The following is a 17,760-nucleotide window of genomic DNA, read 5'->3' on the forward strand; positions in this document are numbered from 1 at the left end:
CCCCGAATGAGCACCAGCACCCCTGCCGACGCCCCGGCCGTGGTCCTGTCCGGGATCACCAAGCGGTTCCCCGGCGTGGTCGCCAACAGCGACGTGCACCTGACCGTGCGGGCGGGCGAAGTGCACGCGCTGTGCGGCGAGAACGGCGCGGGCAAGTCCACGCTGATGAAGATCCTCTACGGGATGCAGCAGCCCGACGAGGGCACCATCGAGGTCGCCGGCAGGCAGGTCCGGTTCAGGACACCGGCCGACGCCATCCGGGCCGGCATCGGCATGGTGCACCAGCACTTCATGCTCGCCGACAACCTGACCGTGCAGGAGAACGTCGTGCTGGGCGCCGAGGCGCTGCACGGCATCGGCGGCCGGGCCCGCAAGGTCATCCGGGAGCTGGCCGCGTCGACCGGCCTGGCCGTCGACCCCGGCGTGCTGGTCGAGCGCCTCGGCGTCGCCGACCGCCAGCGCGTGGAGATCCTCAAGGTGCTCTACCGGGGCGCCCGGGTGATCATCCTGGACGAGCCGACGGCGGTGCTGGTGCCGCAGGAGGTGGACGAGCTGTTCGCCACCCTGCGCGGGATGCGGGAGCGGGGCTTCACGTTCCTGTTCATCTCGCACAAGCTCGACGAGGTGCGCGCGATCGCGGACTCGGTGACGGTGATCCGGCGCGGCACCACGGTGGGCACCGCCGACCCGAAGGCCGTCAGCTCCCGCCAGCTGGCGGAGATGATGGTGGGCAGCGAGCTGCCCAGCCCGGAGACCCGCGAGTCCACCGTCACCGACCGCGTCGTGCTGCGGGTGCAGGGCCTGGGCCTGGTGACCGCGGGGGGCGCCCGCCCGGTGCTCGACGGCATCGACCTGACCGTGCGGTCCGGCGAGGTCGTCGGCATCGCGGGCGTGGAGGGCAACGGCCAGACCGAGCTGGTCGAGACGATCATGGGGATGCGCCGGGCGACGCACGGCCGCGTGCTGCTCGGCGACCGCGACCTGACCCGGCTGGGCACGCTGGCCCGGCGCGAGGCGGGCATCGGCTACGTGCCGGAGGACCGCCACCGGCAGGGGCTGCTGCTGACGCAGCCGCTGTGGGTCAACCGCATCCTCGGCCACCAGACGCGCGAGCCGGTCTCCGGCGGCCGGTGGCTGAACCTGCCCGGCGCCAAGGAGGACACCCGGCGCATCGTCGCCGACTTCGACGTGCGCACGCCCGGCATCGACGTGCCCGCCGCCGCGCTGTCCGGCGGCAACCAGCAGAAGCTGGTGGTGGGGCGGGAGCTGTCCGGCGACCCGGTGCTGCTGATCGCCTCGCACCCCACGCGCGGCGTCGACGTGGGCGCGCAGGCGCTGATCTGGGACGAGATCAAGCGCGCGCGGGCCCGCGGGCTGGCCGTGCTGCTGGTCTCGGCCGACCTCGACGAGCTGATCGGCCTGTCCGACACGATCAAGGTCATGCTGCGCGGCAGGCTGGTCGCCGACGCCGACCCGGCTTCGGTCACCCCGGAGGACCTGGGCAGCGCGATGACCGGCGCGGGCGCCACGGGCGCCGCCGACGCGGAACCGGAAGGCGAGTAATGGGAATCCTGCGCGGCAAGCTGCTGCCGCCCGCACTGGCGATCCTGTTCTCCGCACTGCTGTGCGGCATCGCGCTGGCGGTGTCCGGCGCCAACCCGTTCGAGGCGTTCGGGGTGATGGTGTCGCAGGTCGGCGAGGGCACGACCGCCGTGGACATCGTCAACAGCACCGGCACGTACTACATCGCGGCGCTCGCGGTGGCCATCGGGTTCCAGATGAACCTGTTCAACATCGGCGTGGAGGGCCAGTACCGGGTGGCGGCCGTGGTCGCCGCCGTCGTCGGCGGCTCGATCGCGCTGCCGCCGGGCCTGCACGCGCTGGCGGTGATCGCGGTGGCCGCGCTGGTCGGCGCGCTGTGGGCGGCGGTGCCCGCGGTCCTCAAGGTCACCCGCGGCGTGAACGAGGTCATCTCCACGATCATGATGAACGGCCTGGCGCTCGGCCTGGCCGCCTACCTGATCCGCGAGGACGTGTTCGGCGAGCTGCGGGGCAACAACATCCGCACGCCGGAGATCCCGGAGACCGGCTGGGTGCCCGGCATCCCGTTCGGGTCCTCCGGCACGGTGTTCGGCCTGGTGTTCCTGGCCGCGCTGTTGGGCGTCGGCTACTGGGTGATGATGAACCGCACGCGGTTCGGCTTCGAGCTCAAGGCGTCCGGCGAGTCCTCGACGGCCGCGGCGGCGGGCGGTGTCAGCGCGAAGAAGATGGTGCTGGTCGCGATGCTGCTCTCCGGCGGCATCGCGGGCCTGGTGTCGATGCCGGAGATCCTCGGCCGCGACCACACCTACAACCTGAACTTCCCGGCGGGCATCGGGTTCTCCGGCATCGCGATCGCCCTGCTCGGCCGCAACCACCCCGGCGGCATCGCGTTCGGCGCGCTGCTGTGGGCGTTCCTGGACAAGTCGGGGCTGGCGCTGGACAACGTCGGCGTGCCGAGGGAGATCGTGACGATCATGCAGGGTGCGATCGTGCTGTCGGTGGTCGTCGCCTACGAGGTGGTCCGCCGGTTCGAGCTGGCCGCCGAGCAGCGCCGGGTCGGCCGGCAGCTGGGGACGGTGGCGGCATGAGCACGTCCCTGATGAACCCCTCCGAGGCGCCGGTGACCGTCCCGCCGCCCCGGAAGTCCCGCCGCCTGCCCGGCTGGGCGGTCGGCGTGCTCGGCGTGGTCGGCGCGGTGGTGCTGCTGTCGACCACCTCCTACCTGACCGACGTGCCGCAGCTGACCTCCACCGGCACGATCCAGACCGCCGTGCGGCTGGCGCTGCCGATCCTGCTGGCCGCGCTGGGCGGCCTGTGGGCGGAGCGCGCGGGCGTGGTGAACATCGGCCTCGAAGGCATGATGATCATGGGCACGTGGGGCGCGGCGTGGGCCGGCTACCAGTGGGGCCCGTGGGCGGCGCTGCTGTCCGCCGCGGTGTTCGGCGCGCTGGGCGGCCTGCTGCACGCGATCGCCACGGTGTCCTTCGGCGTCAACCACATCGTCTCCGGCGTGGCGATCAACCTGCTCGGCGCGGGCCTGACGAAGTACCTGTCGACGCTGGTCTTCTTCCCGCTGTCGAACAACCCGCGCGAGTCGCCCGCCGTGCCGAAGTTCGACACCTACTCCGCGCCCGGCCTGTCCGATCGGCTGGCCGACCTCGAAGCGCAGCAGCGGGTCGGGCTGTCGGACGTGGCGGGCATCCTGCGCGGTCTGATCACCGGCGTGTCCCCGCTGACGATGCTGGCGATCGCGCTGGTCGTCGGCAGCTACCTGGTGCTGTGGCGCACGCGGTTCGGCCTGCGCCTGCGCTCCTGCGGCGAGAACCCGGTCGCGGCGGAGTCGCTGGGCGTCAACGTCTACCGGCACAAGTACGTCGCGGTGATCGCCTCCGGCGCGCTGGCCGGCATCGGCGGCGCGGCCCTGGTGCTCAACCCCGGCCAGCCTGGCTACCTGGAGGGCCAGACCAACGGCCGCGGCTTCATCGGCCTGGCGGCGATGATCTTCGGCAACTGGCGGCCCGGCGGCCTGCTGGGCGGCGCGGCGCTGTTCGGCTACGCCGACGGGCTCCAGCTGCGCAGCGGCGGCAAGACGTTCCTCGCGCTGATCTACGGCGCGGTGCTGCTGCTGGCGGTCATCGTGGTCTGGCAGCTGGTCCGCCGGCGCTGGTTCGCGGCGGCCGGCGGGATCGTCGCGGCGGCGGCCCTGTACGCGGTGTACTACAGCGTCGACGAGGTGCCCAGCGAGCTGACCACGTACGCGCCGCACCTGGTGACGCTGATCGTGCTCGCCGTCGCGTCCCAGCGGTTGCGGATGCCCGCCGCCGACGGGGTGGTGTACCGCCGTGGTTGAGTGGGACGACCTGCGCGCGCGGGCGGTCGAGGCCGCCCGCTCGGCCTACGCGCCGTACTCGGGCCTGCGCGTCGGCTCGGCCGCCGTGTGCGACGACGGGCGGGTCGTCGTCGGCTGCAACGTGGAGAACGCCTCCTACGGCGTGGGCCTGTGCGCGGAGTGCACGATGGCCGGGCAGCTGCGGCTGACCGGCGGCGGGCGGTTCGTGGCGGTCGCCTGCCGCGGCGGCGACGGCGAGCTGCTCATGCCGTGCGGCCGGTGCCGGCAGGTGCTCTACGAGCTGGGCGGCCCGGACTGCCTGCTCGACACGCCGTCCGGGGTGCTGCCCATGAGCCGCGTGCTGCCCGACGCCTTCGGACCGGGGGACCTGCCGTGAGCCACGCCGTGGACGTCATCAGGGCCAAGCGGGACGGCCGGCGGCTGTCCGACGCCCAGGTCGACTGGGTGGTCGACGCCTACACCAGGGGCCTGGTCGCCGACGAGCAGATGGCGGCGCTGGCCATGGCCATCTACCTCAACGGCATGGACGACGCCGAGACGGCCCGCTGGACCCGCGCCATGGTGCGCTCCGGCACGACGCTGTCCCTGGACGTCGGCAGGCCCACCGTCGACAAGCACTCGACGGGCGGCGTGGGCGACAAGATCACGCTGCCGCTCGCGCCCCTGGTGGCGGCGTGCGGCGCGGCCGTGCCGCAGCTGTCCGGCCGGGGCCTCGGGCACACCGGCGGCACGCTGGACAAGCTGGAGTCCGTCCCCGGCTGGCGGGCGCGGCTGTCGGAGGACGAGGTGACCGCGCAGCTGCGCGACGTCGGCGCGGTGGTCTGCGCGGCGACCGAGGGCCTGGCCCCGGCGGACCGCAAGCTCTACGCGCTGCGGGACGTGACCGGGACCGTCGAGTCCGTCCCGCTCATCGCCAGCTCGATCATGTCGAAGAAGATCGCCGAGGGCGCGCGGGCGCTGGTGCTGGACGTCAAGGTCGGCTCCGGCGCGTTCATGAAGACCGAGGAGCGGGCGCGGGAGCTGGCGCGGGCCCTGGTGTCGATCGGCGTCGACCACGGCCTGGAGGTCTCGGCGCTGCTGACCGACATGTCCGTGCCGCTGGGCCGCGCGGTGGGCAACGCGGTGGAGGTCGCCGAGTCCGTGGACGTGCTGCGCGGCGGCGGCCCCGCGGACGTCGTGGAGCTGACCGTCGCCCTGGCCGCCGAGATGCTGTCCCGCGCGGGGATCACCGCCGACCCGGCGGCCGTGCTGGCGAGCGGCGAGGCGTACGAGACGTGGGCGCGCATGATCCGCGCGCAGGGCGGCGACCCGGAGGCCCCGCTGCCCGAGGGCGCGCACCGGCACGTGGTGGAGGCGGCCGAGGACGGCGTGCTCACCGGCCTGGACGCCTACGCGGTGGGCGTCGCGGCGTGGCGGCTGGGCGCGGGCCGGGCGCGCAAGGAGGACCCGGTGCAGGCCGGGGCGGGCGTGCTGTGCCTGGCCAAACCCGGCGACGAGGTGCGCCGGGGCCAGCCGCTGCTGGAGCTGCGCACCGACACGCCCGACGCGGTCGCCGGCGCGCTGGAGGCGCTGGAGGGCGCGTACGGCATCGGCGGGTCCGCCCCGGCCCGCCCGCCGCTGGTGATCGACACCATCCGGGGCTGAGCCGGCCGGTCGCGTCGCGGGCGCTCCGCCGCAGCGGTGGCCCCCCGAGGGTTCACCGCGCGCCGCCCCGGTGGCTCCTGCTCCGACCCCGCCGCGTGGCGTAGCGGGAAACCGACCGCGGCGCTGCGGGCGCCGGTCCGCACGGGCGCGGGGAACCGGCCCTGCGGCGCTCCGGGCGGTCGGGTCGCGGCGCTTCGGGAAGCCGAAGAGCCCGGCCCCGTGAACGGGACCGGGCTCTTCGCCGTGCGCGGTGGTCAGGCGCCCTCGGCGGCGAGGTCGTCGTCGTCCACGTTCCGGTTGTCGTTCTTGGGGCCGTTCTTCCGGGTGCGCCGCTGCGGGCGGGGCAGCGCGGTGGGCGGCGGGGGAGGCGTCGGCGAGCCGCCGCCGAGGATCAGCTCCGCGAACGTCGCCATGGCCTCGTCCAGCTGGCCGCCGATGCGGAGCTCGGACTCCTGGTTGCTCCGGCGCACCATGGAGGCCAGGGAGTCGGCGTCGGGCCGGGCGGCCAGCGTGCCCTCCACCTTCGCGATGCCCCGCTCCACGACGCCGGTCAGGTCGCCGAGGCGGGTCGCGAAGTCGTCCTCCACCGAGTCCAGGCGGGTGGTCATCGTGTCCAGGCGCGAGGTGACCTGCTCCAGGCGCTGCGCCAGCGCTTCGAGGCGGTCGGTCGCGTCGACCTGCTCGCGGGTCTCGTCCAGCGCCGCGTGCAGCGCCTCGCGGGCCTCGTCCAGCTTGCCGTGCACGGTGCTGCGCGTGTCGGCCAGGGACGCCGAGAGGGTCTCGCGGGTGTCGGTGATCGAGCCGGCGAGGGCGTCGCGGGTCTCGGCCAGCGAACCGGTCAGCTTCTCGCGGGCGTCCGCCAGCGAGGAGGCCAGCGCGTCGCGCGTGCCGTTGAGGTTGTCGCGGGTCTCGTCCAGCCGGCCGTGCAGGCCCGACGCCGAGTCGGACACGGTGCGCTGCAACGCCTCGCGGGTGCCGTCGAGGTGCTCGTGCACGCCCTCGTCGACCTCGTCGAGGCGACCGCGCAGCGCGGCCTCCAGCGTCTCGATGCGCTCCCGCAGCGGTGCGGTCACCGCGGCCGGCACGGCGTCGACCTTGCCGTCCTGCTTGTCCAGGTGCAGTTCCAGGTCGTCCAGCCGCTTGTGGATGTGGGAGAGCTTGTCCTCCAGGCCGTCCATCCGCCCGGCGACGCCCTCGAAGCGGCCGGCGACGCCGTCCAGCCTCCCGTCGAGCTGGGCGAACGGCGTGGCGAGCCGGTCGACCAGCCCGTCGACCGCCCGGCCGATGCCCTGGACCGCGGTGTCCTGCGCCTCCAGCCGCGCCAGCGCCTCGTCCAGCCGCTCGGCCAGCACGCTGACCTCGGTCCGGTCGGGCAGCTCGGACAGGCGCTTGCGAACGGAACCCAGCGACTCCAGCGGGGACATCCGCGCGTGGATCTCGTCCAGTGCATCGAAGATCTGCTGCTGTTCGCTCTCACGGATCTCCGCGGCGCGCGTCAGCATGTTGCGCATCCGATCGAAGGACATCGTGGAGTTGTTGTTCTCGTTCACGGCTTGAATGCCTTCGTCCAGGGGAGGGGAGACCTCCGGCAGCCTAATCCGGTCGGGGCCCGGGGCTGTACCACCCCCCGGCGCGCATCGCCTGTCCTGCGCTTGCTTCTGCTCCATTCGGGTTACCCCACTCGACGCTACCCGAAGGTAACACTCGGCGCGGCCTTGAGTGCTCAAGGTGACCATCGCCCGAGCGAGTGACCGCGTTCCGGTGATCGGTTGCGGAAAGTTGTGCATCACGAGTCCACAACGGGACCGGGTGCGCCCGAGGGGTGGTCGTGGTCACACGCGGGAGCGCCCGGGGTGATCCTACCGGGTTGTGGATCATCCGTTCGCGCGCCCGATCCCGCCGGGCCGCCGGTATACCGTGACGACCATGCCTACCCCGCTTTCCCCGGAGGCCGTCCGCAGCGCGCCGAAGGTGCTGCTGCACGACCACCTCGACGGTGGACTCCGCCCCCAGACGGTGATCGAACTCGCCGACGCCTGCGGGTACCAGGGCCTGCCCACGACCGACCCCGTCGTGCTGGGCGCCTGGTTCCGCGACAACGCCAACTCCGGCTCCCTGGTCCGCTACCTGGAGGGCTTCGCCCACACCTGCGGCGTCATGCAGGACGAGGCCGCGCTCGTGCGCGTCGCCTCCGAGGCCGTGCAGGACCTGGCGGCCGACGGCGTCGTGTACGCCGAGATCCGCTACGCGCCCGAGCTGTTCACCGAGAAGGGGTTGAGCCTGGAGCAGGCCGTCGAGGCCGTGCAGGAGGGCTTCCGGCAGGGCGTGGCCGCCGCCGACGGCCGGATCGCGGTCGGCACGCTGCTGTGCGCCATGCGGCAGAACGACGGCTGGCAGCGCATCGCCGACCTGGTGGTCCGCTACCGCGACGCGGGCGTCGTCGGCTTCGACATCGCCGGCCCGGAGCTGGGCTTCCCGGCCACCCGCGAGCTGTCGGCGTTCGAGTACCTGCGCCGGCAGAACGCCCACTTCACCATCCACGCGGGCGAGGCGGACGGCCCCGAGTCGATCTGGCGCGCCGTGCAGTTCTGCGGCGCAGAGCGGCTCGGGCACGGCGTGCGCATCGTCGAGGACATCGAGGGCGACGAGGTCGGCCACCTCGCGGCTTACGTGCGGGACCGGCGGATCGCGCTGGAGATGTGCCCGACGTCCAACGTCCAGACCGGCGCCGTCGCCTCGCTCGACGAGCACCCGATCAAGCGGCTGGACGACCTGGGCTTCCGGATCACGGTCAACACCGACAACCGGTTGATGAGCGACTGCTCGATGTCCGGGGAGTTCCAGACGGTGGTGGACCGGTTCGGCTTCGGCTGGGACGACCTGCGCCGCTTCACGGTGAACGCGGCGGAGGCCGCCTTCCTGCCGCTGCCGCAGCGCAGGGCCCTGATCCGGGACGTCATCGAGCCCGGCTACGCCGGGTTGGCGGGATAGGCATCCGCTTTGGACGGGGGCGCTCCGCCGGAGCGCCCCCGTTGCGCTGTCACGGGGGTTCGGCGCTGCTTTCCGGGCAGGAGCGGCACACCTTTGCGCTCTGCCCGCAGCCGTGGCGCACCTCGTGCGCTTTGTCCGCAGCCGTGGCGCACTTCGTGCGCACACCGGTGTCTTCGTGTTCTCCTCCCCGTACGGCCTGGGCGCAGCCCGATCGCATTTGTCGGGGGGTGTCAAGCACGCTCTTCGCTTGACACCCCCCGACAAATGCGATTGCCTTCGGCAGGCCGTGCGGGGAGGAGAACACGACCGCCCTTTCTTTTCCTCCTCCTTGGGGGCCTCTCGGCCGCTCTTCATACTTCTGTCGCGCACGGATCCGGGTAAGAACTGGTGCGGTACGGACCTAATCGGTGCTGTACCGCCCGAGGCTGAAGAGCTTAAAAGAGTCCTCGCCGGACGGGCAGGCCGCCAAGGAGGAGGAAAAGAAACAGCGGTCGTGTTCCCCCCGCATGGCCTGTCAAAGACAACCATGCTTTCTCGGGGGGTGCAAGCGAAAAGCGTGCTTGCACCCCCCGAGAAAGCATGGTAGCCCTCCGGGCAGGCCATACGGGGAGAACACGAGGGCACCGGACTGCACGGGGTGTGCGGGAAAGGGCGAAGCCGAAAGCGGAAAGCCGGTCCGCGTGGCGAGGTGCCTTTGCGCGGACCGGCTTTCCGGTGGTGGGTCGGCTCGTCCTAGTGGACCTTGAGGCGGTCCTCGAAGGCTGCCACGAGGGTTCGCCACGCGGCGACCTCGGCGTCGTAAGGCGCGCTGGGCGCGAGACGCGTCGGGTCGGGCTTCAGCACGTAGGACACCAGCCAGCCCAGGGATTCGGACTGGTTGAGGGCGACCTTGACCGCGTCGTCGCCCGCCCACTCGCCGGCGTCCTCCAGCAGCTCCACCGCGAGGTCGAGCTGCGTCGGGTCGATGCCGTCCGGGCCGTCGGCGATGTCCTCGTCGAGCCCGGTCAGCACGTAGACGTTGTCCGGGTCGACCTCGACCTCCAAGTCGCCGCCGGTCGCCTTGACCACCAGCTCGCCCCAGGTGGACACCTCGGCGAGGTCGTTGTCGTCGGCCTCCACGATGAACCGGGACAGCGCGCGCGGCGAGCCGAACACGTCGATCCGGCCCTTGCGGCCGAGGAACAGCGGCTGGTCGTCCAGGTAGCAGCGCAGCGTGTAGTACTCGCCGGCGCCGGTGATGACCTTGATCGGGTCGATGCCGACCTCGCCCCAGAAGCCGACCGGCGCGTCGCCGTCGTCGTCGCCGGCCTCGTCCTCACCCGGCTCGACGGCGGCGGTCTCCTTCTCGAAGGCCGCCAGCTCCTCCTGCGCGACCGCCAGCGCGCCCTCGTCGACCTCGGGGGTGGTGACCACCTCGTCGATCGCGTCGAGCACCTCGTCCCACTTCTCGGAGACGACCTCGGCGATCTCGGTCCACAGGGCCTGGCCCTCGCGCCCGGTGAACGGCAGGGTGCCCTGCGGCAGCAGGGCGAAGCCCTCCGCCGAGTCCAGCACCTCGTGCACCTTCTCCAGGTCGCACACGTCGGCCAGCGAGCGCACGATCGCCACCACGTCGGCGAGTTCGCCGATGACCCAGGTGTCGGGCTCCTCGGCGACCAGCTCCGGCACGCCCACCAGGTCGAACTGGTGGTTGTCGTCCGGGGACAGCTCGCCGACGGACAACCCCGGCACGACGTGCCACGCGGGGTGGTCGGTCAGGTCGTGCTCCTCGGCCTTGCGCACGAACGCCGCCAAGTGCGCGGCGTCCGGGAATGCGTACAGGTCCTCCTCGTGGCCGAGGAATGCCTCCCACTCCTCGCCCTCTTCCCGCCAGCGCGGAGCCCACAGGGTGACGACATCACCCTGGGTGAGCCCCAGCTCGATCGGGACGATGTCCTGTGCCATCCGACCTCCCGGTCACGCCATGCCCCTTTGCGATGCGGGGGAAAGAGTACGGGGTGGATCTCCGGCTACCGCCGTTGACCACGGAAAGGGTCCGCGAAGAAGTCGTCCTCGTCGTCGTCGGCCGGTGGGCGGGGGCGCTGCGCGGGCTTCGCCGGCTGCGCCGACCACGGCCGGGAGGCCGCCGGGGGCTCCTGCGGCCCGGGTGGTGGCCGGTGCGCGGGCGCGCTCCCGGGCGCGGGGTGGTGCGGGAACGCGGCCCCGGTGGCGGGCGGTTGCGCCGGTGGCGCGCCGAACGGGGGCCGCTGCGCCGGACGGCCGCCGGCCGCCGGTGACCGCGCCGGGCCCGCGCCGAACGCGCCCGGCCGCGCGGGAGCACCGCCGAACCCGTCCGGTCGGGGCGGGGCGTCGCCGAACGCGCCCGGTCGGGCGTGGGCGCCGCCGTGGGGGGCTGACCTGGCCGAAGTGCCGGCGGGCGCCCCCGCGGAGGCGTCGGCCGGGGGCTCCTGCCGGTGCAGCGGCGGCGGGCCGGCGAAGTCCTCGAACGCCATCGCCATGCCGTCGCCCAGGGTCTTCGCCAGCTCGTTGTACCCGGTCTGCACCGCGGCGTCGGTGGCCAGCCGCGCGGTCTCGGCGACCAGGCGGCCCACCGCGTCCGGGCCGTGCCCGAGCGCCGCCGGCCGGATGCGCACCGACTCCAGCGCGCCCACGGCCGACGCCGTGACGGTCACCAGCCCGCTGGGGTGCGACGCCGTCCCGGTGACCCGCGCCAGCACCTCGGCCAGCCGGTCGGCGGCGGCCAGCCGCTCCTCCTGCGCGCTCATCGCGGCCCCCTCAGGTACGAGGTCCCGAAGTCGTCCTCCTCGACGCCCTCCGGGAAACCGATCTCGGTGAGCGCCCGCGCGGTCGCCGGGTCCACCACCCGCGCCAGCGACCGGTGCAGCCGCGCCGCCGCGTCGGCCGCGGCCCGCGCGGCGACGCGCACGATCTCGTCACCCAGCGCGTCCGCGCCCATGTTCAGCGCCGCCGCGGAGACCCGGACCTCGCTCGGCGGCGCGCCCGGCGCGCTCACCACGGTCACCGCGCCGTCCGGGGAGGTCGCCCGGCCGAGCACCGGTCCGGTGCGCGCCAGGTGGTCGGCGACCCGCGCCCCCACGTCGGCGACCCGCTCGGCCGCCCGTGCCGTCTCGTCCACGCCCTCAGCCCGTCGGTCGGTAGAAGCCCAGGAAACCCATGCCGATGTTGTCCGTGCGGATCGGGTTCACCTGCACCGGGTCGCCCGCCTCCACCATCTGCCCGTTGCCGATCACCATCGCCACGTGGCCGTCCCACACCACGAGGTCGCCGGGCAGCAGCTGGCCGGGCGGCACGGACGCGCCCATCGCCTGCGACGACGCGGGCCGCGGGACGTCGAAGCCCGCCCCCTTGTACGCCCACTGCGTCAGGCCGGAGCAGTCCGTGCCCTGCGGCGGGTTCGCGCCACCCCACACGTACGGCGTGCCCAGGGCGGACAGCGCGTTGCGCACGGCCTGCGCGGCGGTCTCGTTGGGCGCTTCGGCGGAGCTGCCGTCCGGCAGGTTCACGCCCACGCCCGTGCCCGGCTGCGGCGGGATGGCCACCGGCAGGCGAGGCCCGCTCGCACCGCCGCCACCGGAGCCGCCGCCGCCCGAACCGCCGCCGCCCCCGGAACCCCCGGAGCCACCGCCCGGGCTGCCGCCGGAACCGCCGCCGGGACCGCCGGGCGACGAGGGCTCGCGCCCGCCGCCGTCCTCGGCGGCCGAGGTCGACGTGCTCCCGCCGGAATCGGCGCCCAGCGGGTCGCCCAGGCCCGTGAAGTCGGGTTTCGGCAGGCCGTTCAGCTGCGTCACGAGGGCGGTCAGCTCGGTGCGCACGCGGTCCAGCTCCTGCTTCGACCGGCCCTCGTACTCGCGGGCCCTGGCCGTCACGTCGGCGGCCACCGCGAGCACCGCGCCGAGCCCGCCGACCAGCGACGCCGCGACCGCGGCGGCCAGCCGGGGCTGCGCCCACCCGGTGAAGTCGTCGATGAGGCCCTGGATGGCGCTCCTGCCGCCGGTCACCGCGTCCACGGCCGCCGTCGCGGCGGTCCGGGTGGCGGTCGCGTTGCCCGCCAGCGTGCCCACCCCGCCGGAGAACGCCGCCACCCGCTGCTGGAACGAGTTCGCCCGCTCGCCGTACCAGGTGCCCAGCACCGCGTTGGCGGCCCCGGTGTGCCGCCCGTCGATCTCGGTCAGCGCCGTGGCGGCCCGCCCGAAGGCGTCCGCCGCGCGCGTCGCGCCGCCGGTGTCGCCCTCCAGCCGGGCCAGGTCGTCCTCCATGGGCCGCACGAGGGCGGCCAGGAACCCCGCGACGTCCACCGGCTAGACCTGGTAGGCCCGGGTGAAGTCGGCGCCGTGCTGCGCCTCCTGCTCGGCGTAGGCGGTGCCCGTCCGGGACACGGCCGCGGCGAACGCCGACAGCCCGGCCGCCGCGGCGGCCACCCCGTCCACCTGGGCCTGCGCCGCCTGCCGGAACGCCGCGCCGAGGCCGACCTCGTCCCCGATCCGGCCGAAGCTGCCCGCCGCGAGCGACGTGGCGCCCGCCAGCGTCGACGTGCCGACCGAGCCCACCTCGCCGGCCAGACCCGACGCCGTGCCGCTGTACGTCGACAGCGCGGCGAGGTCGACGCCGAAACCCCGTTCCACTGCTTCCCCCCTCTGGTGCCCGACAGGGGCGATCCTGCCCCATCGGGCGGCGGTCCGGGTGGCCTTTGGCGCAGATCCTCCCCTGATGGGCGGTACCCCGCGAGGCTTGCTCACGTGATCATGTCCACGTGGGTGTTCTGCGCCATTGGGAGCGGATCCTGGCGTGGCTGGAGGACCACGCGCCCTCGACCTGTTCGGCCTTCGTCCCCGGTGAGGACGTCGCGGCGGTCGAGGCGCTGGCGGCCGGGAGCGGCCTGGAACCGCCGGCGGACCTGCGCGCGTGGTGGTCGGTCTGCGGCGGCACGGCCAACCTGGCGTTCGCCGAGGTGCTGCCGCCGTTCTACACGCCGCTGGGGCCGAGCAACGCCCTGCGGTCCTGGCGGCTCAAGAAGCACTTCTGGCCGGCCGACCCGGCCTCCGAGGCGGGCACCCCGACGTCGGGCTTCCACCCGAGGTGGCTGCCCATCGCGTTCGACGGCTGCGGCGACGCGCTGGCGGTGGACCTGCGGCCGGGCGTGCTGTCGGGTTGCGTGGTCGAGTGGGACCGGGAGCGCGGCGAGATGCTCAAACCGGAGTGGACCGGCCTGGACGAGATGCTCGACCAGGTCGCCACGGTCCTCGAACACCGCGGCCGGCTCGGCCACTGCGAGCCACTGGTCACCACCGACGGCCGACTCGGGTGGCGCACCGACTGACTCCCGAGCCGCGCCTCGCGCAGCGGCTCTTCAACTCCCGTAGGCCGCGCCCCGCGCGGTGGCGCTCAGCTCTCGCCTCAGGCCGCGCTACGCGCGGCGGCGCTTCAGCGCAGCCGTGTGCCTCGTGTTCTCCCCGTACGGCCTGGGCGCAGCCCAATCATCTTTGTCGGGGGGTGTCAAGCACGCCCTTCGCTTGACACCCCCCGACAAAGATGATTGCCTCCGGCAGGCCGTACGGGGAGAACACGACGCACTTCCCTCCTCCTTGGGGGCCTCCCGGCCGCTCTTCATACCAAGATCGCGCACCGATCCAGGAAATATCAGGTGCCGCACCGATCCAAGATCAAAAACCAAAAGAGTCCTCGCCGGACAGGCAGGCCGCCAAGGAGAATGAAAAGAAACGGCGGTCGTGTTCCCCCCGTATGGCCTGTCAAAGACGACCATGCTTTCTTGGGGGGTGCAAGCGAAAAGCGTGCTTGCACCCCCCAAGAAAGCATGGTAGCCCTCCGGGCAGGCCATACGGGGAGAACACGAGAGCACCGGACTGCACGGGGCGTGCAGTCCTGAAGCGCAAGCTGCGAGTCGGGTGTTCATCGGAGCGTGGTGCTGTGCTCGTCGGCAGGAGGTGGGGGCAGGCGGTGGTGTGAGGGCGGTTGGTGAGCGGGTCGACACGCTGGGTGAGGCGGTCCGGGGTGATCGGCCGTTCGGACCAGCACAATGGCCGTCATGACTCAGGTGTTCGTGGCGGGGCCGGTGGCGTGGAATCGCCTGGTGCAGTTGGAGCGGTTGCCGGACCCGAAGCCGCACACGGTCTTCGCGAGGGGGCACCGGGCGGTGCTGGGCGGGACGTCGGCGGGCAAGGCGCTCAACCTCGCGGCGCTCGGCGCCGCGGTCACCCTGCGCACCGTCATCGGGGGTGACGAGGCCGGGCGGGCGATCGCCGGCGCGCTCGCGGTCCCGGGGGTGGAGGTGATCGCCGAGGTCGTGCCGGGCGCCAGTGAGCAGCACCTGAACCTGATGTCGGCGGACGGCGGCCGGGTGTCGATCTACCTCGACCTGCCCGAGCTGGGCTACCCGCAGCACGACGACCGGGCGCTGGCGGCGCTCGCGGCGGCGGACGCGGCGGTGATCGACCTGGCCGAGCACTCCCGGCCGCTGCTGGCCGCCGCCCGCCGGGCGGGTGTGCCGGTGTGGTGCGACGTGCACGACTACGACGGCGCGGCCGAGTACCACCGCGACTTCGTCGAAGCGGCGGACTACCTGTTCCTCAACGACGACGGCATGGCGGAGCCGGACCTGCTCGCGTTCCTCATCGCGCGCGTGGCCGCCGGGTCGCGCGCGGCCGTGGCGACGCTGGGCGCGCAGGGCGCGGTGGCCGTCGTGGGCGGCGAGCTGCACCGCGTCCCGGCCGTGCCGGTGGACGGGGTCGTGGACGCGAACGGGGCCGGTGACGCGTTCTTCTCCGGGTTCCTGGTGGCGCACCTCGGCGGAGCGGACGCGCCCGGCGCGCTGGCGGCGGGCGCCGCCCAGGCCGCGCGGTGCCTCGCCTCCCCGGGCCTCGCGCCGGGGAGGCCGTGACGCCCTCAGACCCCGATCGGGTGCCAGACCGTCTTCGACTCCAGGAACGCCCGCAGCCGCGCCAGGTCCGGTTCGCGGCCGAAGTCCTCCGCCGGCCGCGCCCGCAGCACGCGCTTCACGGTGCCCGCCGCCGAGCGCTCCAGGTCGGTCCGCAGCTCCGCCGGCGCGCCGGTCAGGTCCAGCGCGTTCACGTCGGCGTGCGAGGCCAGCCACGGCGCGATCTCCGCGGTCCGCCCGGTCAGGACGTTGACCACCCCGCCCGGCACGTCCGAGGTCGCCAGCACCTCCGCCAGCGTGATCGCGGGCAGCGGCCGGTCCTGCGAGGCCACCACCACGGCGGTGTTGCCCGTCGCGATCACCGGGGCGAGCACGCTGACCAGGCCGAGCAGCGAGGACTGCTGCGGCGCGAGCACCGCCACCACCCCGGTCGGCTCCGGCACCGAGAACGAGAAGTACGGGCCCGCGACGGGGTTCGACGCGCCCAGCACGGAGGCGACCTTGTCGGTCCACCCGGCGTACCAGACCCAGCGGTCGACCGCCGCGTCCACCAGCGCCTGCGCCTTCTTCGCCGCGACGCCCTCGGCCGCGCCGACCTCGGCGGTGAACTGCTCGCGCCGGCCCTCCAGCACCTCGGCCACCCGGTAGAGCACCTGGCCGCGGTTGTAGGCCGTCGCGCCGGACCACCCGGCGAACGCCTTGCGCGCCGCCGCGACGGCGTCGCGCGCGTCCTTGCGCGACCCCTGCGCGGCGTTGGCGAGGAACCCGCCCTTCGCGTCCGCCACCGGGTAGGACCGGCCCGACTCCGAGCGCGGGAACGCCCCGCCGACGTAGAGCTTGTACGTCTTCGCCACCGCGACCCGGCTCTCGGCCCGGCCGAGGGAGACCCGATCAGACATCGAGGTACGCCTCCAGTCCCGCGCGACCGCCCTCGCGGCCGAACCCCGACTCCCGGTACCCGCCGAACGGCGCGGTCGGGTCGAACCGGTTGAAGGTGTTCGCCCACACCACCCCGGCGCGCATCTTCTGCGCCGCCCACAGGATGCGGGAGCCCTTCTCGGTCCAGACACCCGCCGACAGCCCGTACGGCGTGTTGTTCGCCTTCGCCACGGCCTCGTCGGGTGTGCGGAAGGTCAGCACCGACAGCACCGGGCCGAAGATCTCCTCGCGCGCGATCCGCATCGCCTGCGACACGTTGGAGAACACCGTCGGCGCGAAGTAGAAACCCTTGTCCGGCAACGGGCACGACGACGTCCACCGCTGCGCGCCTTCGGCCTCGCCGGACTCGGTCAGCTCCCGGATCCGCACCAGCTGCTCGCGCGAGTTGATCGCGCCGACGTCGGTGTTCTTGTCCAGCGGGTCGCCGACCCGCAGCGTCGAGATCCGCGCCCGCAGCTTCTCCAGCAGCTCCTCGGCCACCGACTCCTGCACCAGCAGGCGCGAGCCGGCGCAGCACACGTGGCCCTGGTTGAAGAAGATGCCGTTGACGATGCCCTCGACGGCCTGGTCCAGCGGCGCGTCGTCGAAGACGATGTTGGCGGCCTTGCCGCCCAGCTCCAGGGTCAGCCTGCGCCCGCTGCCCGCGAGCTGCCGCTGGATGACCTTGCCGACCTCGGTGGACCCGGTGAACGCGACCTTGTCCACGTCCGGGTGCGACACGACGGCCGCGCCCACGTCACCGGCGCCCGGCAGGACGTTGACCACGCCGGGCGGCAGGTCGGCCTGCTGGATGATCTCCGCCAGCACCAGCGCGGTCAGCGGCGTGGTCTCGGCGGGCTTGAGCACGACGGTGTTGCCGCACGCCAGCGCGGGCGCGATCTTCCACGCCGCCATCATGATCGGGAAGTTCCACGGGATCACCTGGCCCGCGACGCCCAGCGGGCGCGGCGCGGGCCCGAACCCGGCGTAGCCGAGCTTGTCCGCCCACCCCGCGTGGTAGAAGAAGTGCGCCGCGGCCGTCGGCACGTCGACGTCGCGCGACTCCTTGATCGGCTTGCCGTTGTCCAGCGACTCGAGCACGGCCAGCTCCCGCGCGCGCTCCTGGACCAGCCGCGCGATGCGGAAGATGTACTTGGCGCGCTCGGCGCCGGGCATCCGGCCCCACACCCGTTCGTAGGCCCGGCGGGCGGCCTTCACGGCGCGGTCCACGTCGGCGGGCGCGGCGGTGGAGACCTCCGCCAGGACCTCCTCCGTGCCGGGGTCGACGGACTTGAGCGGTTCGCCGGAACCCTCGACGAACTGGCCGTCCACGAACATCCGGTAGGTCGGCTTGAGGTTCGCGATGTCCCGCGACTCGGGCGCGGGAGCGTATTCCCACATG

The 17,760-nt window shown here is 73.6% G+C and carries 16 protein-coding genes; 8 read left to right on the forward strand and 8 right to left on the reverse strand.

Features of this window, described 5'->3' with window-relative positions; all coding sequences use genetic code 11:
• Positions 1 to 6: 6 nt before the first annotated feature.
• Genes JOE68_RS18495 through JOE68_RS18515 form a run of 5 tightly spaced genes read left to right on the forward strand, consistent with a single transcriptional unit; the run spans position 7 to position 5,536 of the window.
• Entirely contained in the window at positions 7 to 1,563 is a 1,557-nt protein-coding gene (locus JOE68_RS18495) for an ABC transporter ATP-binding protein (RefSeq protein WP_204843565.1), read from the forward strand.
• On the forward strand, positions 1,563 to 2,630 hold the full coding sequence (locus JOE68_RS18500) for an ABC transporter permease (RefSeq protein ID WP_204843566.1): 1,068 nt from the start codon (positions 1,563 to 1,565) through the stop codon (positions 2,628 to 2,630). Before JOE68_RS18495 ends, JOE68_RS18500 begins: the two co-directional genes overlap by 1 nt.
• Positions 2,627 to 3,892, forward strand: a complete 1,266-nt coding sequence (locus tag JOE68_RS18505; RefSeq protein ID WP_204843567.1) for an ABC transporter permease — start codon at positions 2,627 to 2,629, stop codon at positions 3,890 to 3,892. The genes JOE68_RS18500 and JOE68_RS18505 overlap by 4 nt, the downstream gene beginning before the upstream one ends.
• Positions 3,885 to 4,268 carry a cytidine deaminase gene (locus JOE68_RS18510; RefSeq protein WP_204843568.1) on the forward strand — a complete coding sequence of 128 codons (384 nt, stop codon included), beginning with the start codon at positions 3,885 to 3,887 and terminating at the stop codon, positions 4,266 to 4,268. Before JOE68_RS18505 ends, JOE68_RS18510 begins: the two co-directional genes overlap by 8 nt.
• A complete protein-coding gene (locus JOE68_RS18515) occupies positions 4,265 to 5,536 on the forward strand; it encodes a thymidine phosphorylase (RefSeq protein ID WP_204843569.1) in 1,272 nt (423 codons plus the stop codon). The genes JOE68_RS18510 and JOE68_RS18515 overlap by 4 nt, the downstream gene beginning before the upstream one ends.
• A gap of 254 nt (positions 5,537 to 5,790) precedes the next feature.
• Here the strand turns inward: JOE68_RS18515 and JOE68_RS18520 are convergent, their stop codons facing one another.
• A complete protein-coding gene (locus JOE68_RS18520; protein WP_372443361.1) occupies positions 5,791 to 7,047 on the reverse strand; it encodes a hypothetical protein in 1,257 nt (418 codons plus the stop codon).
• Positions 7,048 to 7,462: 415 nt separating this feature from the next.
• Between JOE68_RS18520 and JOE68_RS18525 the strand changes: the two genes are divergently transcribed.
• Positions 7,463 to 8,527 (forward strand): adenosine deaminase, encoded by a 1,065-nt coding sequence (locus JOE68_RS18525; protein ID WP_204843571.1) that lies wholly within the window; start codon positions 7,463 to 7,465, stop codon positions 8,525 to 8,527.
• A gap of 732 nt (positions 8,528 to 9,259) precedes the next feature.
• Here JOE68_RS18525 and JOE68_RS18530 read toward each other — a convergent pair.
• The 5 genes from JOE68_RS18530 to JOE68_RS18550 form a co-directional block, all read right to left on the reverse strand.
• Entirely contained in the window at positions 9,260 to 10,471 is a 1,212-nt protein-coding gene (locus JOE68_RS18530) for a SatS C-terminal domain-containing protein (protein ID WP_204843572.1), read from the reverse strand.
• A 65-nt stretch (positions 10,472 to 10,536) separates the two neighbouring features.
• Complete coding sequence (locus tag JOE68_RS18535; RefSeq protein WP_204843573.1) at positions 10,537 to 11,292, reverse strand: YbaB/EbfC family nucleoid-associated protein; 756 nt, start codon at positions 11,290 to 11,292, stop codon at positions 10,537 to 10,539.
• Complete coding sequence (locus JOE68_RS18540) at positions 11,289 to 11,663, reverse strand: hypothetical protein (protein ID WP_307819738.1); 375 nt, start codon at positions 11,661 to 11,663, stop codon at positions 11,289 to 11,291. Before JOE68_RS18540 ends, JOE68_RS18535 begins: the two co-directional genes overlap by 4 nt.
• A 4-nt stretch (positions 11,664 to 11,667) precedes the next feature.
• Positions 11,668 to 12,843, reverse strand: coding sequence for a C40 family peptidase (locus JOE68_RS18545; RefSeq protein ID WP_204843574.1), 1,176 nt, complete (start codon positions 12,841 to 12,843; stop codon positions 11,668 to 11,670).
• Positions 12,844 to 12,846: 3 nt separating this feature from the next.
• The gene (locus tag JOE68_RS18550; RefSeq protein WP_204843575.1) at positions 12,847 to 13,170 is read right to left on the reverse strand and encodes a hypothetical protein; all 324 of its coding nucleotides are present in this window, start codon (positions 13,168 to 13,170) and stop codon (positions 12,847 to 12,849) included.
• A gap of 128 nt (positions 13,171 to 13,298) precedes the next feature.
• Between JOE68_RS18550 and JOE68_RS18555 the strand changes: the two genes are divergently transcribed.
• Together JOE68_RS18555 and JOE68_RS18560 are read left to right on the forward strand one after the other, a co-directional pair.
• The gene (locus tag JOE68_RS18555; RefSeq protein ID WP_204843576.1) at positions 13,299 to 13,865 is read left to right on the forward strand and encodes an SMI1/KNR4 family protein; all 567 of its coding nucleotides are present in this window, start codon (positions 13,299 to 13,301) and stop codon (positions 13,863 to 13,865) included.
• Positions 13,866 to 14,591: 726 nt separating this feature from the next.
• Positions 14,592 to 15,443 (forward strand): carbohydrate kinase family protein, encoded by an 852-nt coding sequence (locus JOE68_RS18560; protein WP_204843577.1) that lies wholly within the window; start codon positions 14,592 to 14,594, stop codon positions 15,441 to 15,443.
• Positions 15,444 to 15,448: 5 nt separating this feature from the next.
• On the opposite strand, the gene JOE68_RS18565 is transcribed toward JOE68_RS18560, so the two are convergent.
• Positions 15,449 to 16,339 (reverse strand): aldehyde dehydrogenase family protein, encoded by an 891-nt coding sequence (locus tag JOE68_RS18565; RefSeq protein WP_204843578.1) that lies wholly within the window; start codon positions 16,337 to 16,339, stop codon positions 15,449 to 15,451.
• Positions 16,332 to 17,759: an aldehyde dehydrogenase family protein gene (locus JOE68_RS18570; RefSeq protein WP_204843579.1), complete on the reverse strand. Its 1,428-nt coding sequence runs from the start codon at positions 17,757 to 17,759 to the stop codon at positions 16,332 to 16,334. Before JOE68_RS18570 ends, JOE68_RS18565 begins: the two co-directional genes overlap by 8 nt.
• Position 17,760 lies beyond the last annotated feature (1 nt).

The organism is Saccharothrix algeriensis, assembly GCF_016907655.1.
Lineage (GTDB): Bacteria > Actinomycetota > Actinomycetes > Mycobacteriales > Pseudonocardiaceae > Actinosynnema > Actinosynnema algeriense.

Coding starts and splice junctions, on each gene's coding strand:
- JOE68_RS18495 (WP_204843565.1), top strand. CDS start 7: ATGAGCACCAGCACCCCTGCCGACGCCCCGGCCGTGGTCCTGTCCGGG.
- JOE68_RS18500 (WP_204843566.1), top strand. CDS start 1,563: ATGGGAATCCTGCGCGGCAAGCTGCTGCCGCCCGCACTGGCGATCCTG.
- JOE68_RS18505 (WP_204843567.1), top strand. CDS start 2,627: ATGAGCACGTCCCTGATGAACCCCTCCGAGGCGCCGGTGACCGTCCCG.
- JOE68_RS18520 (WP_372443361.1), bottom strand. CDS start 7,047: ATGCGCAACATGCTGACGCGCGCCGCGGAGATCCGTGAGAGCGAACAG.
- JOE68_RS18525 (WP_204843571.1), top strand. CDS start 7,463: ATGCCTACCCCGCTTTCCCCGGAGGCCGTCCGCAGCGCGCCGAAGGTG.
- JOE68_RS18530 (WP_204843572.1), bottom strand. CDS start 10,471: ATGGCACAGGACATCGTCCCGATCGAGCTGGGGCTCACCCAGGGTGAT.
- JOE68_RS18535 (WP_204843573.1), bottom strand. CDS start 11,292: ATGAGCGCGCAGGAGGAGCGGCTGGCCGCCGCCGACCGGCTGGCCGAG.
- JOE68_RS18560 (WP_204843577.1), top strand. CDS start 14,592: ATGACTCAGGTGTTCGTGGCGGGGCCGGTGGCGTGGAATCGCCTGGTG.
- JOE68_RS18565 (WP_204843578.1), bottom strand. CDS start 16,339: ATGTCTGATCGGGTCTCCCTCGGCCGGGCCGAGAGCCGGGTCGCGGTG.
- JOE68_RS18570 (WP_204843579.1), bottom strand. CDS start 17,759: ATGTGGGAATACGCTCCCGCGCCCGAGTCGCGGGACATCGCGAACCTC.